This window comes from Pseudoalteromonas sp. Z9A4, assembly GCF_011378845.1.
GTDB classification, from domain to species: Bacteria; Pseudomonadota; Gammaproteobacteria; order Enterobacterales; family Alteromonadaceae; genus Pseudoalteromonas; species Pseudoalteromonas arctica.
The window spans coordinates 18490-39501 of sequence record NZ_WTLA01000021.1; the positions used below are offsets into that span (position 1 = coordinate 18490).

Below are 21012 nucleotides of genomic sequence, written 5' to 3' on the forward strand. Positions count from 1 at the left end.
CGAGCCAAATTAGGCTCGTTTTTTGTTTTAACGGATAGTTGACAGCTGTTCTATTACTCCGGATCATACCCCAAATTAGGCGATAGCCAACGTTCAGCCTCTTCAAGCGCCATATTGGTTCGTTTGGCGTAGTCTTCAACTTGATCGCGTTGTACTGCGGCTACTGCGTAGTATTTAGCCTCAGGGTGTGAGAAATACCAACCTGAAACAGCAGCACCTGGCCACATGGCGTACGAACTAGTTAGCTGCATACCAATGCGTTTTTCGGTATCGAGCAACTGCCAAATTTTCTTTTTCTCGGTGTGCTCTGGGCACGCGGGATAACCTGGCGCTGGGCGAATACCTTGGTAGTTTTCGCGTATTAGCTCATCGTTTGCTAGGTTTTCGTCTGGTGCAAAACCCCAATACTCTTTACGTACTTTTTCGTGTAGGTATTCGGCAAACGCTTCGGCGAGTCTGTCGGCAACCGCTTTAATCATTATTTTGTTGTAATCGTCTTGCTGTGCGTCAAACGCATTCGCTAAGTCGTCTTCTTCTAAACCGCCCGTTACTGCAAACGCACCAAAATAGTCTGGTGTGCCTTTGGGTGCTATGTAGTCGGCTAGGCAGTAATTAGCAAAGTCGGTTTTTTCGGTTTGCTGACGTAAATGGCATGAGGTCGTTAATAGCTCTTTGCGTGTTTCGTCGGTGTATATTTCTATGTCGTCCCCTACGCGGTTTGCTGGGAATAAACCAATTACGCCAAGTGGTTGCAAACTGCCTGCTTTTTCAAGGTCGTCTAACATGTCGTTAGCGTCTTTAAATAAGCTTTGCGCTTGCTCGCCTACTACTTCGTCGGTCATTATGCGCGGGTATTTACCAGCGATTGACCACGTCATAAAGTATGGCGTCCAATCTATGTATTTACGCAAAGTAGCAATTGATACGTTTTTAAACTCGATCACGCCGAGCTTTTTAGGCACTGGTGGCGTGTAGTTATCCCAATCAAGCTTTGCTGCATTATCGCGTGCGCGCTGGATTGTAACAGGCTTAGAGCGAGGTTTTTTACGTGCTTGCTGCTCGCGTACTTTTACATATTCAGCTTGGGTTTTTTCTAAAAAACCAGACTTATGCTCTTTTGATAATAAATTAGATACTACACCTACCGCACGGCTTGCATTACTTACATACACTACGCCTTTGTCATATTGCGGCTCAATTTTTACTGCGGTGTGCGCTTTAGAAGTAGTAGCACCACCAATTAGTAGCGGCAGTTCAAAACCACGGCGTTTCATTTCTTTTGCTACGTGTACCATTTCGTCAAGCGATGGGGTAATTAAGCCCGATAATCCAATAATATCGGCTTTTTCGTCGATTGCGGTTTGCAGTATTTTATCAGCCGGTACCATTACACCTAAGTCAATTACTTCATAGTTATTACATTGCAGTACAACACTCACAATATTTTTACCTATGTCGTGTACATCACCTTTTACGGTCGCCATTACTATTTTACCGTTAGTTGAGCCTTCTTCTTTTTCAAGCTCAATGTATGGGTCTAGGTAGGCTACGGCTCGCTTCATTACGCGCGCCGATTTAACAACTTGTGGTAAAAACATTTTACCTGCGCCAAATAAATCACCTACCACGTTCATGCCGTCCATTAACGGCCCTTCAATTACGTGGATAGGTTTAGCTGCTGCGGCGCGGCATTCTTCGGTATCTTCATCTATGAATGTAGTAATGCCTTTTACAAGCGCATGCTCAAGGCGTTTTGCAACAGGCCATGTGCGCCACTCTAAATCTTCTACTCGCTCGGCTTGCGCCATACCTGAGTATTTTGGTGCAAGCTCTACTAAACGCTCGCCTGCGCCTGAGTCGGTGTTAAGTATTACGTCGGTAACGGCTTTACGTAGTTCTTCTGGTATATCATCGTAAACGGCTAGTTGCCCCGCATTTACAATACCCATGTCCATACCAGCTTGAATAGCGTGATATAAAAACACCGAGTGAATGGCTTCACGTACGGGGTTATTACCCCTAAACGAAAACGATACATTTGATACACCGCCCGACACTTTACAGTGCGGCAAATTTTGTTTAATGCGGCGTGTGCCTTCAATAAATTCTACGGCGTAGTTATCGTGCTCTTCAATACCGGTGGCTACGGCAAATATATTAGGGTCGAATATAATATCTTCTGGCGCAAAGCCAATATCTTCTACCAATATTTTATAACTGCGCGCACATATTGCGAACTTACGGTCTGCCGTGTCGGCTTGTCCGTCGGTATCAAATGCCATTACAACAGCGGCTGCACCAAAGCGTTTTATTATTTTAGCTTGGCGAATAAACGGCTCTTCGCCCTCTTTTAACGATATTGAGTTAACAATTGCCTTGCCTTGAATACACTTTAAGCCTGCTTCTATTACTTCCCATTTTGAGGAGTCGACCATAATTGGTACGCGAGAAATATCAGGCTCTGAGGCTATTAAGTTTAAAAACTTAACCATGGCGGCTTTTGAGTCCAGCATGGCTTCGTCCATGTTTATATCAATAACCTGTGCGCCGTTTTCTACTTGTTCGCGTGCCACTGTTAGCGCGGCTTCAAAGTCTTCTTCCATGATTAAACGTTTAAACATGGCAGAACCCGTTACATTGGTACGTTCGCCGACATTAGTAAATACTGCTATTTGTTTGGTCATGCTGGCTCCTTAATTTAAGTTACAGGCTTCAAGGCCTGATAAACGCATGCGTACTTCAAGCTCCGGTAGTTGGCGTGGTTTAACGCCCGCTAAACCTTTTGCAAAAGCGCGAATATGCGCAGGCGTGGTGCCACAGCATCCGCCTACTATATTAATAAAGCCCGATTTACCCCAATCGATAATTTCAGTTGCCATATCGCCCGCTTCTAAGTCGTATTCACCAAACTCATTTGGTAAGCCTGCATTAGGGTGTACCGATGTAAAGGTTTCGCACACGCGCGATAACTCTTCTACATACTGGCGCAGTAAATCAGGACCAAGCGCACAGTTTAGACCAATTGAAATAGGCTTAATATGGCGAATAGAATTATAAAATGCTTCGGTTGTTTGCCCCGAAAGCGTACGGCCAGAGGCGTCGGTAATAGTCCCCGAAATCATAACTGGTAATTTACGCCCTGCTTGCTCAAAGGCTTCTTCTACGCCAAACGAGGCGGCTTTTGCATTAAGGGTATCGAATATAGTTTCGATTAGTATTAAATCGGCGCCGCCTTCCATTAATGCAAGTGTTGATTCAATATACGCAGTAACCAGCTTATCAAAGGTGACATTTCGGTAACCCGGATCGTTTACGTCTGGCGAAATTGAACACGTTTTAGATGTCGGCCCTAAAACACCGGCTACGTAACGCGGTTTTTCTGGCGTTTTAGCCGTAAATTCATCACAAATGGCGCGTGCTAATTTAGCCGACTCTAGATTTATTTCACGACTTAGGCTTGCCATGTCGTAATCTTCCATCGAAATAGTGGTCGAGTTAAACGTATTGGTTTCGATAATATCGGCGCCCGCTGATAAAAAACCACGATGAATATCAGTGATTAAATCGGGCTTGGTTAGGCTTAATAAATCGTTATTGCCTTTAATTAATACATGCCAGTCTTTAAAACGCTCTCCGCGATAGTCTTCTTCTTCTAGCTTATGATCTTGGATCATGGTGCCCATAGCGCCATCTAAAATTAAAATGCGTTCTTTTAATGCGGCGCTTATTTCGGCTTGCTTATTATTTGTAGGAGCGTTATTCGGCATAGTTGTTAGTCCTCACGTCTTGGCTAACTAAATTAATATCATACGGTGTGGTTTGGTACACGTAGTAATTTAACCAGTTCGAAAAAAGTAAAAAAGCATGGCTTTGCCACGTTTTTGAAGGTTGTTTGGTTGCATCGTCATCCGGAAAGTAATTTTCGGGTTTTGGTGCATTAGGGCTTTTTTTACAATCGCGCTCGTATTCTGCTTTTAGCGAGTCGGCGTCGTACTCTGGGTGGCCGGTTATAAACACTTGGCTACCCGATTTATTTTTAAGTAAGTAAGCCCCTACTCGCTCAGAACCAGCCAGTACAACTAGCTCATCACAAGCGTTTATTTTATTTATATCAATGTGGCCGTAGCGTGAGTGCGGTACCAAAAAGGTGTCGTCGAATCCGCGAGTCAGTGCGCCGTGATCAAAGTAACATTGGTGGGTAAATACGCCACACAGTTTGTCGTCTTTTAAATCGCGCTTTAAATTGTAACGATGATATAGCGCTGCATGTGCTGCCCAGCACGAAAATAACGTAGAGGTAACGTGTTGCTCAGCCCAATCAATAATGACTTTTAGCTCATCCCAATACGCTACATCGTCGTATTCTAAATGGGCAAGTGGCGCACCGGTTACAATTAACGCATCGTAATTGTTGTCTTTAACCTCAGAAAAATAACGATAAAAGGTATCAAGGTGCTCTTCTGAATTACTGCTACTGCGGTGAGTGTCGAGACGCAGTAGCTCTACGTTTACTTGCAAAGGCGAGTTGGCAAGCAAGCGAATAAACTGAACTTCGGTTTCTACTTTATTAGGCATTAAATTTAAAATAGCCAAACGCATTGGGCGTATTTCTTGCGTTTTTGCACGTGTTTTTGGCATTACAAATACGTTTTCTTGACGTAAACGTGCAATTGCCGGCAACTCGTCTTTTACTGTAATTGGCATATTTTTATTCCTGCTCATAAAAACCGAAGCTTAATTATGAACTGAAAGTGAAAAATATCAACCTCTAGATGTATAGATGTCTAAATGAAATTTATTCATGATTTTATACTTTACTTACAAGCATGCTTTAGTGCTTTAAAACCCGCCATTCGTTGACTGTTTCACCTGTCAGCCACTACAATACAACATTGAAATTTTTATTATTATTTGAAGGCTTTCCTCCATGGTTTTACCTGATAAATTTATATTCTCGATGAGTCGAGTATCTAAGGTTGTGCCACCTAAGCGCACTATCTTAAAAGATATTTCGTTACACTTTTTTCCTGGCGCTAAAATTGGTGTGCTTGGTTTAAACGGTTCTGGTAAATCTACGTTGCTACGTATTATGGCCGGTGTTGACCAAGATTTTGAAGGTGATGCACATCCTCAGCCTGGTACAAAAATTGGTTATTTACCGCAAGAGCCTGTTTTAGACGAAAGCAAGACAGTTCGTGAAATTGTTGAAGAAGCTGTTGGCGAAGTTAAACACGCACTTAAACGTCTTGACGAAGTGTATAACGAATACGCCATGGAAGACGCTGACTTTGACGCACTTGCAAAAGAGCAAGGCGAGCTTGAAGCTGTTATTCAAGCGCACGATGGTCATAACATCGACAACGTTTTAGAACGTGCTGCTGATGCACTTCGCCTACCAGAATGGGATGCTAAAATTGAGCACCTTTCAGGTGGTGAGCGTCGTCGTGTTGCTATATGTCGATTATTGCTTGAAAAACCAGACATGCTTATTCTCGATGAACCAACTAACCACTTGGATGCTGAGTCGGTTGCATGGTTAGAGCGCTTCTTACACGATTACGAAGGCACTGTTGTGGCGGTTACGCATGACCGTTACTTCCTTGATAATGTAGCGGGTTGGATATTGGAGCTTGACCGTGGTGAAGGTATTCCATGGGAAGGTAACTACTCTTCTTGGCTTGAACAAAAAGATGCGCGCTTACAGCAAGAACAAAAATCTGAAAAAGCACGTCAAAAATCAATTGCGCAAGAACTTGAATGGGTTCGTTCAAATCCTAAAGGTCGCCAAGCTAAGTCAAAAGCACGTATGGCTCAGTTTACTGAAATGCAGCAGTCTGACTACCAAAAACGTAACGAAACTAACGAGATGTTTATTCCACCTGGCCCGCGCTTAGGGGATCAAGTACTTGAAGTAACTAATCTTCGTAAGAGTTTTGGCGATCGCGTTTTAATTGACGATTTAAGCTTTAGCATGCCAAAAGGTGCCATTGTGGGCATTATTGGTGCTAATGGCGCGGGTAAATCAACGCTGTTTAAAATGATCAGTGGTGAGCAAAAGCAAGACAGCGGTAGCATTACCGTTGGCGAAAGCGTACACCTTGCTACTGTTGATCAGTTCCGCGACGGTATGGACGAAAGCAAAACTGTTTTCCAAGAAATATCAGACGGTCAAGACGTACTGAAAATTGGTAACTTTGAGTTCCAAAGCCGTGCGTATGTAAGTCGCTTTAACTTTAAAGGTAACGATCAGCAAAAGTTTGTTAAAGACCTATCAGGTGGTGAGCGTAACCGTTTACACCTTGCTAAGTTATTAAAAGCTGGCGGCAATGTGTTACTACTCGATGAGCCAACTAATGACTTGGACGTTGAAACACTACGCGCACTAGAGAACGCTATTTTAGAGTTCCCTGGTTGTGTAATGTGTATCTCGCATGACCGTTGGTTCCTTGACCGTATTGCTACGCACATTTTAGATTACCGCGACGAAGGTCAAATTAACTTCTTTGATGGTAACTATACTGAATACGAAGAGTGGCTTAAAAAGACACTAGGTGCAGCAGCAACTGAACCTAAACGTATTAAGTACAAAAAAATTGGTTAATATTTACTGTAGCTAATTTATTACAGTAATACTAAGCCCTGCATTTATGCGGGGCTTTTTTATGCCACCAGCATTACAGGAGCATATCCTGCTAGCATGTAGAGAATTACCCGCTATGCTTAATTTATTATAAAAACAGTAAGGCTAAATTAGGTTATGCAAAATCGTCGTCAGTTTTCTCGTGTTTTATTTTCAACCGATGCACAAGTGATTTTTAATGATCACCAATACCCATGTAAATTACTTGATGTATCTTTGCATGGCGCATTAATCACTAAATGTGATGCTTTTATTGGCAACCAAAATAGCCAAGCTGTTCTGCGTTTTTCGCTGCCTCAAAGCGAAATAGAAATAAAAATGGAGGTTGTGGTGTGCCATATAGAAGCGGATCATATTGGTTTAAAATGCCACCATATTGATATAGACAGCATTACTTATTTAAAGCGTTTAATAGAGCTAAACTTAGCTGATGACGAACTATTACATCGCGAACTCGCTATGTTGATTCACGACACGCAAGAATAGACTCATTTGGATTAGTTGATTACCATAGTGCAAACTTTTTAACTTGTGCAAACATGACTTTAAATCCACATTTACCTTTGGTGTATCACCCTAACTACTCGTTTAATTTCGATCCAAAGCATCGTTTTGCAATGAGTAAGTTTGCACATTTATATCAGCATGTAGCAAAGCTGGGCTTGATTGGCGATAACCTGGTTGAGCCAATATTAGGCACGCCAGAGCCACTTGAGCTAATACACTGCGAAAATTACATACACGATTTGTGGAATAACCGCTTAGATGAAAAAGCAATGCGTCGCATTGGCCTACCTTGGTCAAAAGAGCTTATGGCACGAACATTCACAGCCCCTCAAGGGACGTTACAAACAGCCCGCTTAGCACTCAAACACGGTATAGCGTGCCACTTAGCCGGTGGTACACACCATGCGCATACCGATTTTGGCTCAGGATACTGCATGGTTAACGATTTAGCCTTTACCACGCAAACTTTAATTGAATCGGGTGAAGTAACTAACGTACTTATTTTTGATTTAGACGTGCACCAAGGTGATGGCACAGCCGCAATGTTAGAGCATCAAGCATACGCTTATACTTGTTCTATCCATTGTGAAAAAAACTTCCCCTTTAGAAAATCCGCTAGCGATTTAGATATTGGCTTAGCCGATAATATGAAAGACGACGAATACCTTGCCATAGTTGACGACACCTTGAGTTATTTACTTAAAGAGCTAAACCCAAGCTTGGTACTTTACGATGCTGGCGTTGATATTTGGCAAGGCGATGGCTTGGGTAAATTAGATATTAGCTGGGATGGCATAGTTAAGCGCGACCATTTAGTGCTAAAACGCTGCCTTGAACACAACACACCCGTTGCTACAGTAATAGGTGGTGGCTACGATAAAGACCATCTTCGCCTCGCTAAACGCCATGCTATTGTTGTTGAGCAAGCCGCTCGCTTTTAGTTTGAAATAAAAATGTTAAATTCTCGTTCTTATTTAATATGTAAAATAAGAACGAACATATTATGAAACAACTATTTATTGCCATCGCACTAATTTTTATAAGCTTTACAAGCTATTCGCAAGAAGAAAGTACGCAAGAAACATACCCTAAGCTACCTACATTAAATTTACAAATGGCTCATGGGTCGCCGCTCAATACTCAAGATTTATTAGGTCAACCTTACGTTTTACACTTTTGGGCAACGTGGTGTCCGTACTGTAAAAAGCTGCAGCCAGCACTTCAAAAAATTGATGATATGGGATTAAAAGTTATTGCCGTGAGCTTTAAAGAAGATGACGATGCTACTCCCGCTAAAGCGCTTAGCGATAGAGGTTATACTTTTAAAACAGCCGTAAAAGCCGATGCAATAGCACAGCAATTAGGTATACGAGGCACACCTACTACATTGTTTGTAAATAAAGAAGGTAATGTAATTTGGCTGACTAATACGTCAAACCCAGAGGACGCAAACCTACATTTAAAGGCACGAACATTGTTGCACTCCATCGACATGGCAACTGAGTAACTTATTGCGCTTTTAACTGATTAGGTGTTAAGCCTGTCCAGCGTTTAAAGGCGCGCCGAAAGTTAGGTATATCGTAAAAAGCTAAATGCTCAGCGACTTGTTCGTTATGTTTAGCGCACAGAGTAAGTAGGTAAATAGCTTTGTGCTTATTTTGCTCATCTATTAACGCTGAAAAGCGTACCCCATTGAGTTTGAGTCTGCGCTTAAATGTAGCTGAGCTCATAGCAAAGTGCTTTGCGGTACACTCTAAATTAGCACTTGGGTGAGAGTATAAGTATCTGCAGACGGCTTCAATAAAAGTCATGCTAACTACGCTTTTATTATGTAGCTGCGACTGCGCTTGCATAAATCGTAATTGACTCGCATGCGGGTTTTTAGCCCTTAACATGGTTTTATTTAATACCCAGCGAGTACATGGCTTATCAAAACTTACCTTTAGCCCTAAATTTTGTTCGTATTCTTGAATATGCCGAGGGCGTTTAAAAGCAAAGTCGAACTGACAATGCGGGTAACTTTCGCTCACTCGTTTAAGTAAACTATAAAATGCAGTGCTGTATATCTCTAGCACATAGTGGTAAAGGCTTTCATCAAGCCCATGTGCTGGCTGAATATAAATATAAACATTATCGTTTTTAATATACGTTTGGCTAAACAGCAAAGGCGCTAATTGCATTCTTAAAAGTGATAATTGCTTTAATACTTGAGCTAAATTATCGCTATATTTTAATGCCTGAGCTTCGGCTCGAGTGTCGTTAATAAGTTGGCTACCGAGTAAAAAACCACTGTCAGTACTTTTCATCAACAACTTAAATTGAGCTAATAAACGCACCTGCTGAGACACACTAAATGTATGCTGAAAATTAAGTAAGTCTTGTTCAAAAACACCGGTTCCGCGTAGCAGCTTATGTAAATTTATGTTTCGGCTTTGAGCAAGCTCTACAGCTGACGTAATAAGCCCTTGAGCGCTTAAATATTTATCGTCTTGGCTAACAAACATGTGCACGGTGCGCTACTTTTTGTTGATGCTTTTTTTGTTGTAATTGACTATGAAGTTGGCTTGTTAGTTTATCTGTACTGCTATGCTTATTACCTTGTATTAAGGCGGTAGTGATATATTGAAACTTTGCTTTTTTAGATGCTTCAACTTTAAATGCACAATGCTTTAGAGCTCCTTTAATTTGTGCCATCAGCTCTTTAGCTTGCTGCTCTGTAGTGGCTGGCATTAATACCATAAAGCAATCTCCTGCGTAGCGGCACACTACATCACTTAGTCGGCAATTCATTAACAATAGCTCGCTAATTTCACGCAGTAACCGGTCGCCCTCACTAAAGCCAAACTCACTATTAAAATGCGAAAAATCACGAATATCAATAGCCCCAAGCCAGAGTGGTTGTTTGCTCGTAAGTTGCTCTTTAATTGCTGAATCTAGGTACTGCGCCTTATAAAGACCTGTAACTGAGCACACCTTATCGTGCTCACGTAAATGTGCTTCACGGCGGCGTAGCTGACGATTTAATACGTACTGCTCTTGATGCCAATAATACAAACCCACACTCGTTAACAACATACCTAAAGGTGCTGGCAGAGATTCAATCCAACTGAGCCATTGATGGGCGGGATGCATTAGCCATTCATCAAGTAAATCTAGGGTTGCCGAGAACATAAATAGCCCAACACCTATCACTAAGTAAGTGGTTACTTTACTCGGTGGTCTTGAAATTAATAACGCGGCAATCCATACAAGGGTCATTAATACAATACCGCCCTCCCCCATAATATCGAGCCACTGAATACTGGCGTAAGTTTTTAATACACCTAAGTAACTACTTAAAAACACAGCGCTAAAAAACATCGCAATAATAGCGTTTATTAATAATCGGTGGCTGATAAAGGGGTTAAATCGCATGTGCGGTATCTCGTTTATAAATGAGTTTTAAAGTTAGTTCATACAAGTTTGTGTTAGCAGGGTCATATTAGCTCAGCTATATGACAACGAGATGATACCTACTTTAAAAACAGCCCTGCACGGTACATAACACCTGACTTTACAAGGAGTGATAAAAGCTCAGTACGCTCTACATATTACTCAAATACCTCTAAATACATGTATTTAAACTAAACACTGTCACATTTACGTAACCAAATATCTTTAGCTTGCTCGCCATACCAAGAAACAACCCAGTAATAACCAAGAGCAAATACAATGAAACATTTTAAAATAAAAGTACTGGTAGCCGCATTAACCTTATGCAATTTAACGGCTTATGCAGAAGATGATGCAAAAGAAACTACAAAAAAAGATATCGAAGTTTCTGACAAAATTGTTGTATATGGTGAAATTGGTTACAGAAACCGTTCAGACGAACTCGCACCAACCTTAGAATATTCACAAGAATACTTTCAACGTTTTGAACCTTTAACCGCAGGCGATGCATTAAAACGAGTACCCAGTGTTACATTTTTATCGGATGTACTTGAATCGGATGGTGCACGTATGCGGGGGTTAAGCCCTGCTTATACAAAGGTGCTTATAAACGGTGAAGAAGTACCTGGCGCTGGTGCCGATCGTTCATTTTTTGTTGACCGAATTCCGGCTGAGTTAATTGAACGCGTTGAAATCATTCGCTCATCAAGTGCTAACCGCTCAGCCGATGCTATTGCGGGCACATTAAATATTGTATTGCGCGATGGTTACAGTTTAGATGGCGGTTACTTGCGTGCTGGTGGCTTGTTTTATGATGATGGTGAATTTAAAGAAAGCTTAGCTGCAGTGTACGGTACTGAATTTGCTGGTGGGCGCTTATTACTTGGTGCAAATTTACAAGGCAGATATAACCCAAAACAAAAAACTAGTTTGCGCTACGGCGATAGCCCTGAAAACAATATAAATTTTCAAACAGAAGAATTTGATAACCGCGAAGACCAATCTGACACTCGCGATGGCGACGACACGTCACTTAACTCCAGCTACGAAATTGTTTTTGACGACGATAGTCAGTTTAATATTAGCGCTATGTGGGTTGATACAGAGCGTACTGAGGATGAACGTTCATTTGAATACAACGACCCAACTGCAACCAATAACGATATTGTAAATGGCGGTAACTTAGAAACAGATAATGCCAATGTTAAATATATTGACCAAACTAATTACAACATCAATACCGCTTATGAATTTCCACTACTAAGTGGCACAAGTAAGTTTAAATTTGGCTTTGCTAGGTTTGAAGAGTCTGTTTATGAGGAAGAAGTCGAATTAGATACCTCAGAGCTGCCCATGATATTTGAAGAAGAGCAAACTAAAAGTGAAATAGATGATAAAGAATGGACTCTACAGTGGCAACACAGCCAACCTTGGGGTGACAGCAAAGAAATTCAGTTTGGTGCATTTTTACAAAATAAAAAACGCGACAGTGAAATTTTAGAATCGCAAAACGAATTAGAACTTGCACTTACCAGTTGGGATCAATACGCAGCAACACCTTTAACGCTTGCTGCATTTAATAGCGAGTACGAAGCGGTTACTGGTGGTGTAAATACTTTAGAAGAAGATCGCTTTGACTTATTTGCCCTTGTTAAGCACAAAGATGATTTATTTGCTTGGGAGCTGGGCGTTCGCTGGGAGTCTACCGATTCTGAAATTAATGATAAAACAATTGGCGTGACCGAAAATAATAGTTACGACTTTATCCTCCCCTCGGCACACTTTCGTTATAACGTTAGCGAAAATGGGCGTATAAGTGCATCGATTGCGCGTAGTTTACGCCGCCCTGAGTTTGATTTTTTAACGCCGGCACTTATCGAAAAAGAGCTTGGCGATAACGACCAACTAGGGAACCCTGAATTAAAACCAGAATCAGCTTGGGGTATGGACTTAGGCTACGAGTATCGCTTAGGAAAAAGTGGCGTTGTAGGTATTAATTTATTTTATCGCAAAGTAAATGACCTAATAGAAATAGCAAATACAGGACAAGAAGGCTCTGAGGGCGAAGGTACATTTGTACTGCAACCACGCAACACAGGCGATGGTAATGTTAAAGGCGTTGAGCTTGATTTATCTACTCCACTTGGCACATTTAGCATGCCTAATACGGGTGTATTTTTAAACTACTCATGGCTTGATAGTGAAGTAACCGATTTTTTTGGAACTCGCAAATTTAACGACCAATCAGACTACGTTTATAACGTTGGGTTTATTCAAGACTTACCCGAACTCAAAGCTGCATTTGGCGTAACTTACCGCAAGCAAGGTGATGCATATGGACGTATTGTAGGTGAAGAAATCACTACATCTTACAGTGCCGACTTTGAAGTGTTTTTAGAAAAACGTTGGGAAGATGTAACGCTACGCTTGGTGGGCTCAAACCTACTTGATGCAAGTAAAGACGAAACCTTTAATAAATTTGATACCGTTGAGGATCAGTTTAGTAGAAGCTTTGATGAGTACGAAATTGAATCTGAAGAAGCGGGACCGGTTTATCAACTTATGCTGCGTTACGCGTTTTAAATAAGTTTATGAGGTAGTGCTAATCACTTTATTTAGCGCTACCAAACATGGGAGAACAATAATGATAAAAAAAACATTACTGCTAATAACACTTGGCTTATGCAGTATACAAAGCGTATTGGCAAACGTAACGTACACCGATGTATTATACGAGCAACAAAAAATTGCCAACTTGACGGTGCTGCCTAAGAGCTTAAATTTTACGGTTATTGGTGATTGGGGTCATAACGGGCATTTTTATCAAAAAGACGTAGCACACCAGTTAGAAATAGCGATGTTTCAAACGGATGGTGATTTTACTATTTCAACTGGCGATAACTTTTACCCCAATGGCGTGGCAAGTGTTAACGACCCGCTTTGGCAAAGTGCCTATGAAGATATTTACCATGGTCCACATACATTTGAGCCTTGGTATGTAGTACTGGGTAATCATGATTATTTAGGTAATGCGCAAGCACAACTTGATTACAGTAAAAAAAGTCAGCGCTGGAATTTACCTGCACGCTATTACAGCAAAACCTTTACTTTAAAAGGTGGCGAGCAGATATTAATGGTGTTTTTAGACACTAATACTTTAAATCCTGAATACAAAACACGCGAAAAATACAAAGTAACTCAAGGGCAAAACAGCCAAGCGCAATTAACATGGTTAAATAGCCAGCTCGAAAATAGCCAAGCACGATGGAAAATAGTGGTTGGTCATCACCCGCTTTATAGCAGTGGAAAACGTTACGGACTTACTGAAGATTTACGTAATTTACTCGAGCCCATATTTGAGCAAAATGGTGTGCAAGCATACATAGCAGGACACGAACATGACCTGCAACATAACCAAATAGATGGCAGTAAACTCGACCACTTTGTATCTGGTGGCGGTAGCGAAGCGCGTTACGTAAGACAACGTGAATTTACCCGTTTTGCAGAAGCTACACCAGGATTTTTAAGCTTTTCGATTAACAATGAAGCACTAAAAGCAACGGCTATTAACTATAAAGGCGAAGTGCGTTACAGCACTCAAAAGCGCTTTGACCAATAAAGGGTAACAACTATGAATTTTAAATTAAAAACATCTCTTAGCTTAATTGTAAGTAGCTTAGTGCTCAGTACATTAAGTGCGTGTAGCAATAGTAACATGGCTACAAATACGGCAGTAAAAAACACACCCGATAAAGTAGTCATTAATAGTACTGAATTTGGTCCAACAGATAACATGCAAGGCTCACAAGCGGCATGGTTAAATAATAACAATTGGTTGCTAGCAAGCGAAAGCAAAGGCTTAGTGTTAGTTGAAAGTGAAACGCAACAAAGCAGCATTATAAAAAAAGGTAACTTTGAAGCACTTTCTATCACTAAGCTAACAGCACACTCATTTTTGGTTGCAACTATTGATAACAATCAAGATAACGTTGTTATATTTAATCTTGAACACACTCAAAGTGGCTGGAATACAACTGAACTAACACGTATTAATCCACCACAAGCACAACCCGATACAGTGTGTTTATTTGCTAATAAAGCGAGTGAATCAATATCAGCATTTGTACCTGATGTACGCGGGCTAATTACCGAAACTATTGTTTTTGATACAGCGAATGATAAAGCGGTTAACGTAAATGTACGTGAATTTTCTGGCGTTAGTGAGGCGTCGGGTTGTGCTGTAAGTACAACAACAAATACCTTATATGTAAGTGAAAGCGAAGTAGGCATTTGGGCAATAAACGCGAACGCTGAATCGCAAGCAGATAAAAAACCGATTGCTTTAGTCGCCCCCTTTGGAGAGTTACACAGTGAACTAGGAGCTATTTCGGCTTCGCAAGATGGTATGATTTGGTTTACTAGTACCAAAAACAATACTGTGTATGCTTATGATCCAATTGGCAAAGCGTTTAATAACTGGATGTTAAATGGTGACTTGAGCTTGGAATCGGTAGCGGTAAATTACACAAGTAACAACGCGGCAACGGCAGTGCTGTATAACGACAAAACAGGCGCTTATATTAAAAGTACATTACCTGTAACACCTATCAAAAAACCATTAAAAACCAGCACCCAATCAATTACTCAAATAAAGGCAAGTGCACAAACAGCCCCCGTTCAAGCATTTGGTGATGCAGCAGACGATCCGGCAATTTGGGTTAACCCTAAAAATGCAGCAAACAGCTTAATTTTAGGCACTGATAAACGCCGTGGACTAATGGTATACAACCTAAATGGCAAGCTTGAACAGTCACTTGAAGTTGGTCGTTTAAATAACGTGGACCTGCGACAAAATAGCACAATTAAAAACAGTACCAATACATTAATAACCGCCAGTAACCGAACACTTAACGGTATTAGTGTATTTACAGTACAAGCTAATAATAATGTGAAGTACATTACTGATATTCCTACTAATCTTGATGAAATTTATGGCTTATGTATGTACTCGTCAAATACGGGGAACTATGTATTTGTAAATGATAAATCGGGGCTGTATCAGCAATATAAAATCAGTGAGAATAACGAAAAAACAACAGGCAAACTTGTTCGCGAGTTTAACCTACCAAGCCAACCAGAAGGCTGTAGTGCAGATGATGAACTAGGACAATTATTTGTAGGCGAAGAAGATGCCGGTATTTGGTTTATAGGTGCAGAGCCTACGGCAGGAAGTATACCGGTTATGCTACAAGGCATAAATGAGCAACTTGTTGATGATGTTGAAGGTATGGAAATTTACCACAGCGACAAAATACGCTATTTGGTTGTTTCGAGCCAAGGTGATAACAGCTACGTACTGTATAAAATAAAGAATGGTACTCAAGGCATTAAAACACCTAGCTTAGAGTTTGCAGGTAAGTTTAGTGTAATAAGTGATTTGGTTAATGGTATTGATGGCTCATCAGAAACCGACGGGTTAACAGTAACAGCTAAGTCTCTTCCGGGTTATCCTGAAGGTATTTTAGTTGTACAAGATGGTTATAACCGTATGCCACAGCAGCCTCAAAACTTTAAAATAATAGATTGGCGAGAAGTAAAAAAAGCAATTAAGTAGTGCTTATTTAGTCGCTATTACTTTAATGTCACTTTGAGATTACCTTGAAATTACCTTGAAATTGTATAAAAGGCTCACTTGAGCCTTTTATACAATCCTTTGCAGTTAAGTGTTAAGTGTTAAGTGTAATTAACTCAATGTAATATATATTTTTATACTACAATTTAAGCTCATAAATTATCGAGGTCGTTATGCGCTTATTTGTTATATTATTTTTTGCACTAAATAGTTTGGGTTTAGCTATAGCTGAAGAAGTAGAGCTTTCAGAAAAAGTCCCTTCATACAACACAGAGCATACGATGATACTGCTCAACCGAGGCTCAAGCATTTTTGCTATTAACTTGCCAACCTATAACCCGCCTCACGATATGCAAATAGTCTATAAAGTAGAAAACCCTGATATTGCTTTTTTAGAGCTGATACGTAATGCTGAACTTATAACTATAAAACCACATCCATTTGATATTCAAAACTTAATAGATGGGGCCGAAATAACCATTACTGCAGATGTATACGAGGGTGATTATAGGCAAAGTGGCAGTTTAATTTACTCAAATAGAGAAATAATAATGAGTGAAAAGCTCTACTCAAGAAAGTTAAACGATCTAGCAGAGTCATCAAGATGGCAAGACTACGACTTAATTAATCTAGGTGGTACTGAGCGTATTTATATTCATAAAATTCAAAAAGCGCCGAGCTATAACCATCTTATTTTTGTTGATTTAGTCAATGCGTGTATACAAAAGCTTCGTACCTCAAAACGTGTCCCAGCTGAAAATGAGCTTACCTACAAATTTATTAATTGCGGTACGCTTAAGCCACTTTATTACAACGCTGATGATTTTAAAAAGTAAAAGAGCGAGTATACGGATGCTAAATTATTTTAATATTTAGGCATAAAAAAAGGCTCTTTCGAGCCTTTGGATTAACTTTGGAATAGTTAAAAATTTTTAAATTAGGTCAGCGTTAATAGCTGTGGAGCAACGCTATGATAATCAACAGCCATAGCAATACTTAACGCTGTAATATTAATAATTGAAAATGCGAACACTTTACGTGCCCAGCTACTCATATCAATATTACGACGATAACCACGTAGCGCCATTAGCAACCACCAAAAGCTGGTAATACAAGCAACAGCCATAAAAGCAGCACCTGTGTAGCCAGTAATTGGCAGTAACATCACAACTAAGGCGTATACAGCAATATAAAGCACAATGTGGCGTTTTGCTTTGTCGATACCTTGCGCCACGGGTAATACAGGAATACCTGCAGCTTGGTAATCTTTAAAGCGAAAAATAGCGATGGCGTAAGAGTGCGGCATTTGCCACAAGCTAAACATAACTAGCAGTATTAATGCGCCCATATCGAACTGCCCTGTTACGGCGCAGTAACCTACTACTGGCGGTACAGCGCCAGAAAGGCTGCCAACAAAAGTGCCATATACTGAGTTACGTTTCATGTAGAGGCTATAAACCCCCACATAAATTACGTAGCCAAAGGCTGCAAAAAATACCGCGGCTTGAGTGGTATAGGCGATAAGTAAACCAAAGCCAATAACGCCCAATAAAACACCGTGGCTAAGTGCAGCGAAGGCCGACATTTCGCCTGTTACTGTTACCCGTGTACGAGTACGTGCCATGGCTACATCTATGTCTCTATCTATAACATTGTTGATAGCACAACCTGATGCAACAACTAGCGACAAACCAATTAATGTGGCAATCATTAACCATGGATCTATATCACCGCGCGAGGCAAGTAAAAACCCACCCGCTACGCTGATCAAATTGCCCATAATAATACCCGGCTTTGTCACTGATAAATAACGACGAAACATCTTCAACTCCTAGTACATCATCATTGCGTTAGATTCATAAATGATCCAAACAGATAACCCAACAACCATTACGATGATCAGAGCACTGAATAGGAATGAGAAAGTACTTGCACGGCCATTTTCGGTCGTAAAATTAAGGTGTAAAAAGTACTTTAAATGCACCCAAATTTGTACGATTGCAAAAATAACAATGCTCCAAAGCGTTGTTGCTTTTGAGAAGTCACCTTCCATAACCATATAAAACGGTATAGCAGTTAAAATTACCGATAACACAAAGCCAATTAAGTAAGTTTTAACACTGCCATGAGATTCATCATGATGATCACTTTGCGTTTGTTTTAACGCATGCGTTTCGCTGTGGCTCATTACATTGCTCCCATCAAATAAACAACGGTAAATACACAAATCCAAACAATGTCTAAGAAGTGCCAAAATAGGCTTAAGCAGCTTAAGCGCGTTACGGTTGCTTTACCTAAGCCACGTTTAGCAACTTCAATCATCATTATGGTCATCCAAATTAGTCCAGCCGTTACATGTAATCCATGTAAGCCAACTAATGAGAAAAACGATGTTAAAAAGGCACTTTGTTGTGGGCCATTACCATGCACAATTAGGTGATGAAATTCGTATACTTCCATACCAATAAACACAGCACCTAAACAAAACGTAACAAATAACCAGGTCAGTGTTAGTGCCTTTTTTTGCCCTTGAGCGGCAATCATGGCAAAGCCAAAGGTAATACTACTAATAAGTAGTGCAGCAGTTTCTACTGCTACAAAGTCGAGTTCAAAAATATCTTTACCCGATACACCACCCGCTGTGTTCATAAATAACACAGCGTAAGTGGCAAAAAACGAGGCAAACAATAGGCAATCGGTCATTAGGTATAACCAAAAACCGAATATGGTGTCACCCGATGTATCGTGATGATCATGCGCGTGGGCATGATCATCGTGCGATACTGATTCTAAATTTGCAGAAAGTGTACTCACGCTTTTAGCTCCTTAATGCCACTTGAATTATACGCAGCTTCAGTGCGTGCAATTTCATCAGGTTGAATATAGTAATCAACATCGCTGGTGTAACAACGTTTGATAAAGATGGCAATTGCGCCTACTAGCCCAACAACAGCTAACCACCAAATATGCCAAATCATTGCAAAACAGAATACTGTTAAGCTTGCTGCCATTAACACGCCAGCTGATGTGTTTTTAGGCATATGAATAGGGCTATAGTTTGCTTTATCTTGGTATGCTTGGCCTTTTTCTTTCATGTCGGTCCATGCATCAATATCATCGATGTGTGGAATTGTTGCAAAGTTATAAATTTGCGGAGGTGAACTTGTAGCCCACTCAAGTGTGTGGCCGTTCCACGGATCGCCTGTTGTATCGTCAAGCGCTTCACGGTCTCTAAAGCTCACATATAATTGAATTACTTGGCTAACAATACCAAACATAATAATTACAGCACCGCCTGCGGCAATGTATAACCATATGTTCCAATCTGGATTATTAGTGTGATTTAAACGACGTGTCATACCTAAGAAACCAAGTACGTACAACGGCATAAATGCAACGAAGAAACCGATAATCCAACACCAGAATGATGCTTTGCCCCATTTTTCGTTAAGTTTAAAGCCCATTGCTTTAGGGAACCAAAATACAAAACCAGCAAGGTAGCCAAATACAGCACCACCAATAATGGTGTTATGAAAATGTGCAATTAAGAATAAGCTGTTATGCAGTACGTAATCGGCACCAGGAATAGCAAGTAATACACCAGTCATACCGCCTACGGTAAAGGTAACCATAAAGCCAAGAGTCCAAAGTACCGGTACGCTAATACGCAAACGACCTCGGTAAATGGTAAATAACCAGTTAAACAACTTAACTCCAGTTGGTACGGCAATAACCATGGTCATTACCCCAAAGAACGCGTTAACGTTAGCGCTCGACCCCATCGTAAAGAAGTGATGTAACCAAACAATAAAGCCTAAAATTGAGATTGCACCGCTGGCGTAAACCATCGATTTGTAACCAAATAAACGTTTACCGGCAAAGGTCGAAATAATTTCAGAGAAAATACCAAATGCTGGTAATACTAATATGTATACCTCAGGATGACCCCATGCCCAAAATAGGTTGATGTACATCATGGCGTTACCGCCCAATTCATTGGTAAAGAAGTGGAAATCGAGATAACGGTCAAGCGTTAGCATTGCAAGTACAGCAGTTAAAATTGGGAATGATGCTGCAATTAAGATGTTTGCCCACGTACATGTCCATGTGAAAATTGGCATTTTCATTAGGGTCATACCTGGTGCACGCATTTTAAACACGGTTGCTAAAAAGTTTACTGCTGTTAGAAGTGTACCGAGCCCGGATATTTGCAAGGCCCAAATATAATAATCTACCCCCACCCCAGGGCTAAAGGTCAACTCCGAAAGCGGTGGATAGGCCACCCAACCTGTTTTAGCAAACTCACCAAACACTAGCGACATATTAATTAAAATGGCACCGCTGGCTGTAAACCAAAAGCTTAAGTTATTTAAAAATGGGAATGCAACATCGCGAGCACCAATTTGCAGTGGTAAAACAATGTTCATTAAACCAATCATAAATGGCATAGCCATAAATATGATCATAATTACGCCGTGGGCAGTAAATATTTGGTCGTAGTGTTCAGGTGGTAAATAACCGGGCGCACCACTGGTAGCAAGCGCTAACTGAGCACGCATCATAATGGCATCAGAAAAACCACGGAACAGCATTATTAGTGCTAAAAGAATATACATTACGCCTAAGCGTTTATGATCAACAGACGTGATCCAGTCGCGCCAAAGCACGCCCCATTTTTTATACTTTGTAATAAGCCCGGCAATAATAAGCCCAGCTATAGCAATAACCGACATCGTGAACACAAGAATTGGCTCATGAAACGGAATTGCGTCTATTGTTAGTTTACCTAATAACGACATTA

The 21012-nt window shown here is 40.6% G+C and carries 17 protein-coding genes; 8 read left to right on the forward strand and 9 right to left on the reverse strand.

Translation table 11 applies throughout. The features are described from left to right. Positions 1-53: 53 nt before the first annotated feature. From metH to metA, 3 genes are read right to left on the reverse strand one after another with little or no spacing between them, the layout of a single operon-like run. Positions 54-2684 (reverse strand): methionine synthase, encoded by a 2631-nt coding sequence (gene metH / locus GQR54_RS14355; protein ID WP_166378500.1) that lies wholly within the window; start codon positions 2682-2684, stop codon positions 54-56. Positions 2685-2693: 9 nt separating this feature from the next. Further along, on the reverse strand, positions 2694-3767 hold the full coding sequence (locus GQR54_RS14360; protein WP_166378502.1) for a homocysteine S-methyltransferase family protein: 1074 nt from the start codon (positions 3765-3767) through the stop codon (positions 2694-2696). Beyond that, entirely contained in the window at positions 3757-4704 is a 948-nt protein-coding gene (gene metA, locus GQR54_RS14365; protein WP_007376156.1) for a homoserine O-succinyltransferase, read from the reverse strand. The genes GQR54_RS14360 and metA overlap by 11 nt, the downstream gene beginning before the upstream one ends. Before the next feature lie 223 nt (positions 4705-4927). Here metA and ettA point away from each other — a divergent pair, with 223 nt between their 5' ends. The 4 genes from ettA to GQR54_RS14385 all read left to right on the forward strand — a co-directional run bounded on the left by ettA (position 4928) and on the right by GQR54_RS14385 (position 8654). Continuing rightward, positions 4928-6601 (forward strand): energy-dependent translational throttle protein EttA, encoded by a 1674-nt coding sequence (gene ettA, locus GQR54_RS14370; protein WP_007581203.1) that lies wholly within the window; start codon positions 4928-4930, stop codon positions 6599-6601. Between the two features lie 156 nt (positions 6602-6757). Beyond that, positions 6758-7126: a PilZ domain-containing protein gene (locus GQR54_RS14375; RefSeq protein WP_007581201.1), complete on the forward strand. Its 369-nt coding sequence runs from the start codon at positions 6758-6760 to the stop codon at positions 7124-7126. Between the two features lie 53 nt (positions 7127-7179). Beyond that, positions 7180-8088 carry a histone deacetylase gene (locus GQR54_RS14380; protein ID WP_024593522.1) on the forward strand — a complete coding sequence of 303 codons (909 nt, stop codon included), beginning with the start codon at positions 7180-7182 and terminating at the stop codon, positions 8086-8088. Positions 8089-8150: 62 nt separating this feature from the next. Continuing rightward, positions 8151-8654, forward strand: coding sequence for a TlpA disulfide reductase family protein (locus tag GQR54_RS14385; RefSeq protein ID WP_166378504.1), 504 nt, complete (start codon positions 8151-8153; stop codon positions 8652-8654). 1 nt (position 8655) lies between these two features. Here GQR54_RS14385 and GQR54_RS14390 read toward each other — a convergent pair whose 3' ends face one another. Together GQR54_RS14390 and GQR54_RS14395 are read right to left on the reverse strand one after the other, a co-directional pair. Then, positions 8656-9657, reverse strand: a complete 1002-nt coding sequence (locus GQR54_RS14390; protein ID WP_166378506.1) for an AraC family transcriptional regulator — start codon at positions 9655-9657, stop codon at positions 8656-8658. Continuing rightward, positions 9641-10561 carry a GGDEF domain-containing protein gene (locus tag GQR54_RS14395; RefSeq protein ID WP_166378508.1) on the reverse strand — a complete coding sequence of 307 codons (921 nt, stop codon included), beginning with the start codon at positions 10559-10561 and terminating at the stop codon, positions 9641-9643. The genes GQR54_RS14390 and GQR54_RS14395 overlap by 17 nt, the downstream gene beginning before the upstream one ends. Before the next feature lie 297 nt (positions 10562-10858). Between GQR54_RS14395 and GQR54_RS14400 the strand changes: the two genes are divergently transcribed. The 4 genes from GQR54_RS14400 (at position 10859) to GQR54_RS14415 (ending at position 17047) form a co-directional block, all read left to right on the forward strand. Beyond that, positions 10859-13162: a TonB-dependent receptor gene (locus tag GQR54_RS14400; RefSeq protein ID WP_166378510.1), complete on the forward strand. Its 2304-nt coding sequence runs from the start codon at positions 10859-10861 to the stop codon at positions 13160-13162. A gap of 61 nt (positions 13163-13223) precedes the next feature. Next, positions 13224-14198 (forward strand): metallophosphoesterase, encoded by a 975-nt coding sequence (locus GQR54_RS14405; RefSeq protein ID WP_166378512.1) that lies wholly within the window; start codon positions 13224-13226, stop codon positions 14196-14198. A 12-nt stretch (positions 14199-14210) separates the two neighbouring features. After that, a complete protein-coding gene (locus GQR54_RS14410) occupies positions 14211-16193 on the forward strand; it encodes a phytase (protein WP_166378514.1) in 1983 nt (660 codons plus the stop codon). Between the two features lie 191 nt (positions 16194-16384). Further along, the gene (locus tag GQR54_RS14415; protein ID WP_166378516.1) at positions 16385-17047 is read left to right on the forward strand and encodes a hypothetical protein; all 663 of its coding nucleotides are present in this window, start codon (positions 16385-16387) and stop codon (positions 17045-17047) included. A 101-nt stretch (positions 17048-17148) separates the two neighbouring features. Here the strand turns inward: GQR54_RS14415 and cyoE are convergent, their stop codons facing one another. The 4 genes from cyoE to cyoB are packed head-to-tail and all read right to left on the reverse strand — an operon-like array spanning position 17149 to position 21010. Next, positions 17149-18033 carry a heme o synthase gene (gene cyoE, locus GQR54_RS14420; protein ID WP_007581172.1) on the reverse strand — a complete coding sequence of 295 codons (885 nt, stop codon included), beginning with the start codon at positions 18031-18033 and terminating at the stop codon, positions 17149-17151. A gap of 9 nt (positions 18034-18042) precedes the next feature. Then, positions 18043-18399: a cytochrome o ubiquinol oxidase subunit IV gene (gene cyoD / locus GQR54_RS14425; protein ID WP_166378518.1), complete on the reverse strand. Its 357-nt coding sequence runs from the start codon at positions 18397-18399 to the stop codon at positions 18043-18045. Beyond that, positions 18399-19025, reverse strand: a complete 627-nt coding sequence (cyoC, locus tag GQR54_RS14430) for a cytochrome o ubiquinol oxidase subunit III (protein WP_007581168.1) — start codon at positions 19023-19025, stop codon at positions 18399-18401. Before cyoC ends, cyoD begins: the two co-directional genes overlap by 1 nt. Continuing rightward, positions 19022-21010, reverse strand: a complete 1989-nt coding sequence (cyoB, locus tag GQR54_RS14435; RefSeq protein WP_007581166.1) for a cytochrome o ubiquinol oxidase subunit I — start codon at positions 21008-21010, stop codon at positions 19022-19024. The genes cyoC and cyoB overlap by 4 nt, the downstream gene beginning before the upstream one ends. Positions 21011-21012: the final 2 nt, after the last annotated feature.

What these genes read in the sequence shown, in the direction of transcription:
- GQR54_RS14360 (WP_166378502.1), bottom strand. Translation starts at nt 3,767, where the DNA reads ATGCCGAATAACGCTCCTACAAATAATAAGCAAGCCGAAATAAGCGCC.
- metA (WP_007376156.1), bottom strand. Translation starts at nt 4,704, where the DNA reads ATGCCAATTACAGTAAAAGACGAGTTGCCGGCAATTGCACGTTTACGT.
- cyoD (WP_166378518.1), bottom strand. Translation starts at nt 18,399, where the DNA reads ATGAGCCACAGCGAAACGCATGCGTTAAAACAAACGCAAAGTGATCAT.
- GQR54_RS14400 (WP_166378510.1), top strand. Translation starts at nt 10,859, where the DNA reads ATGAAACATTTTAAAATAAAAGTACTGGTAGCCGCATTAACCTTATGC.
- GQR54_RS14415 (WP_166378516.1), top strand. Translation starts at nt 16,385, where the DNA reads ATGCGCTTATTTGTTATATTATTTTTTGCACTAAATAGTTTGGGTTTA.
- GQR54_RS14375 (WP_007581201.1), top strand. Translation starts at nt 6,758, where the DNA reads ATGCAAAATCGTCGTCAGTTTTCTCGTGTTTTATTTTCAACCGATGCA.
- metH (WP_166378500.1), bottom strand. Translation starts at nt 2,684, where the DNA reads ATGACCAAACAAATAGCAGTATTTACTAATGTCGGCGAACGTACCAAT.
- cyoB (WP_007581166.1), bottom strand. Translation starts at nt 21,010, where the DNA reads ATGTCGTTATTAGGTAAACTAACAATAGACGCAATTCCGTTTCATGAG.
- GQR54_RS14410 (WP_166378514.1), top strand. Translation starts at nt 14,211, where the DNA reads ATGAATTTTAAATTAAAAACATCTCTTAGCTTAATTGTAAGTAGCTTA.
- GQR54_RS14385 (WP_166378504.1), top strand. Translation starts at nt 8,151, where the DNA reads ATGAAACAACTATTTATTGCCATCGCACTAATTTTTATAAGCTTTACA.
- GQR54_RS14405 (WP_166378512.1), top strand. Translation starts at nt 13,224, where the DNA reads ATGATAAAAAAAACATTACTGCTAATAACACTTGGCTTATGCAGTATA.
- GQR54_RS14380 (WP_024593522.1), top strand. Translation starts at nt 7,180, where the DNA reads ATGACTTTAAATCCACATTTACCTTTGGTGTATCACCCTAACTACTCG.
- cyoE (WP_007581172.1), bottom strand. Translation starts at nt 18,033, where the DNA reads ATGTTTCGTCGTTATTTATCAGTGACAAAGCCGGGTATTATTATGGGC.
- GQR54_RS14395 (WP_166378508.1), bottom strand. Translation starts at nt 10,561, where the DNA reads ATGCGATTTAACCCCTTTATCAGCCACCGATTATTAATAAACGCTATT.
- ettA (WP_007581203.1), top strand. Translation starts at nt 4,928, where the DNA reads ATGGTTTTACCTGATAAATTTATATTCTCGATGAGTCGAGTATCTAAG.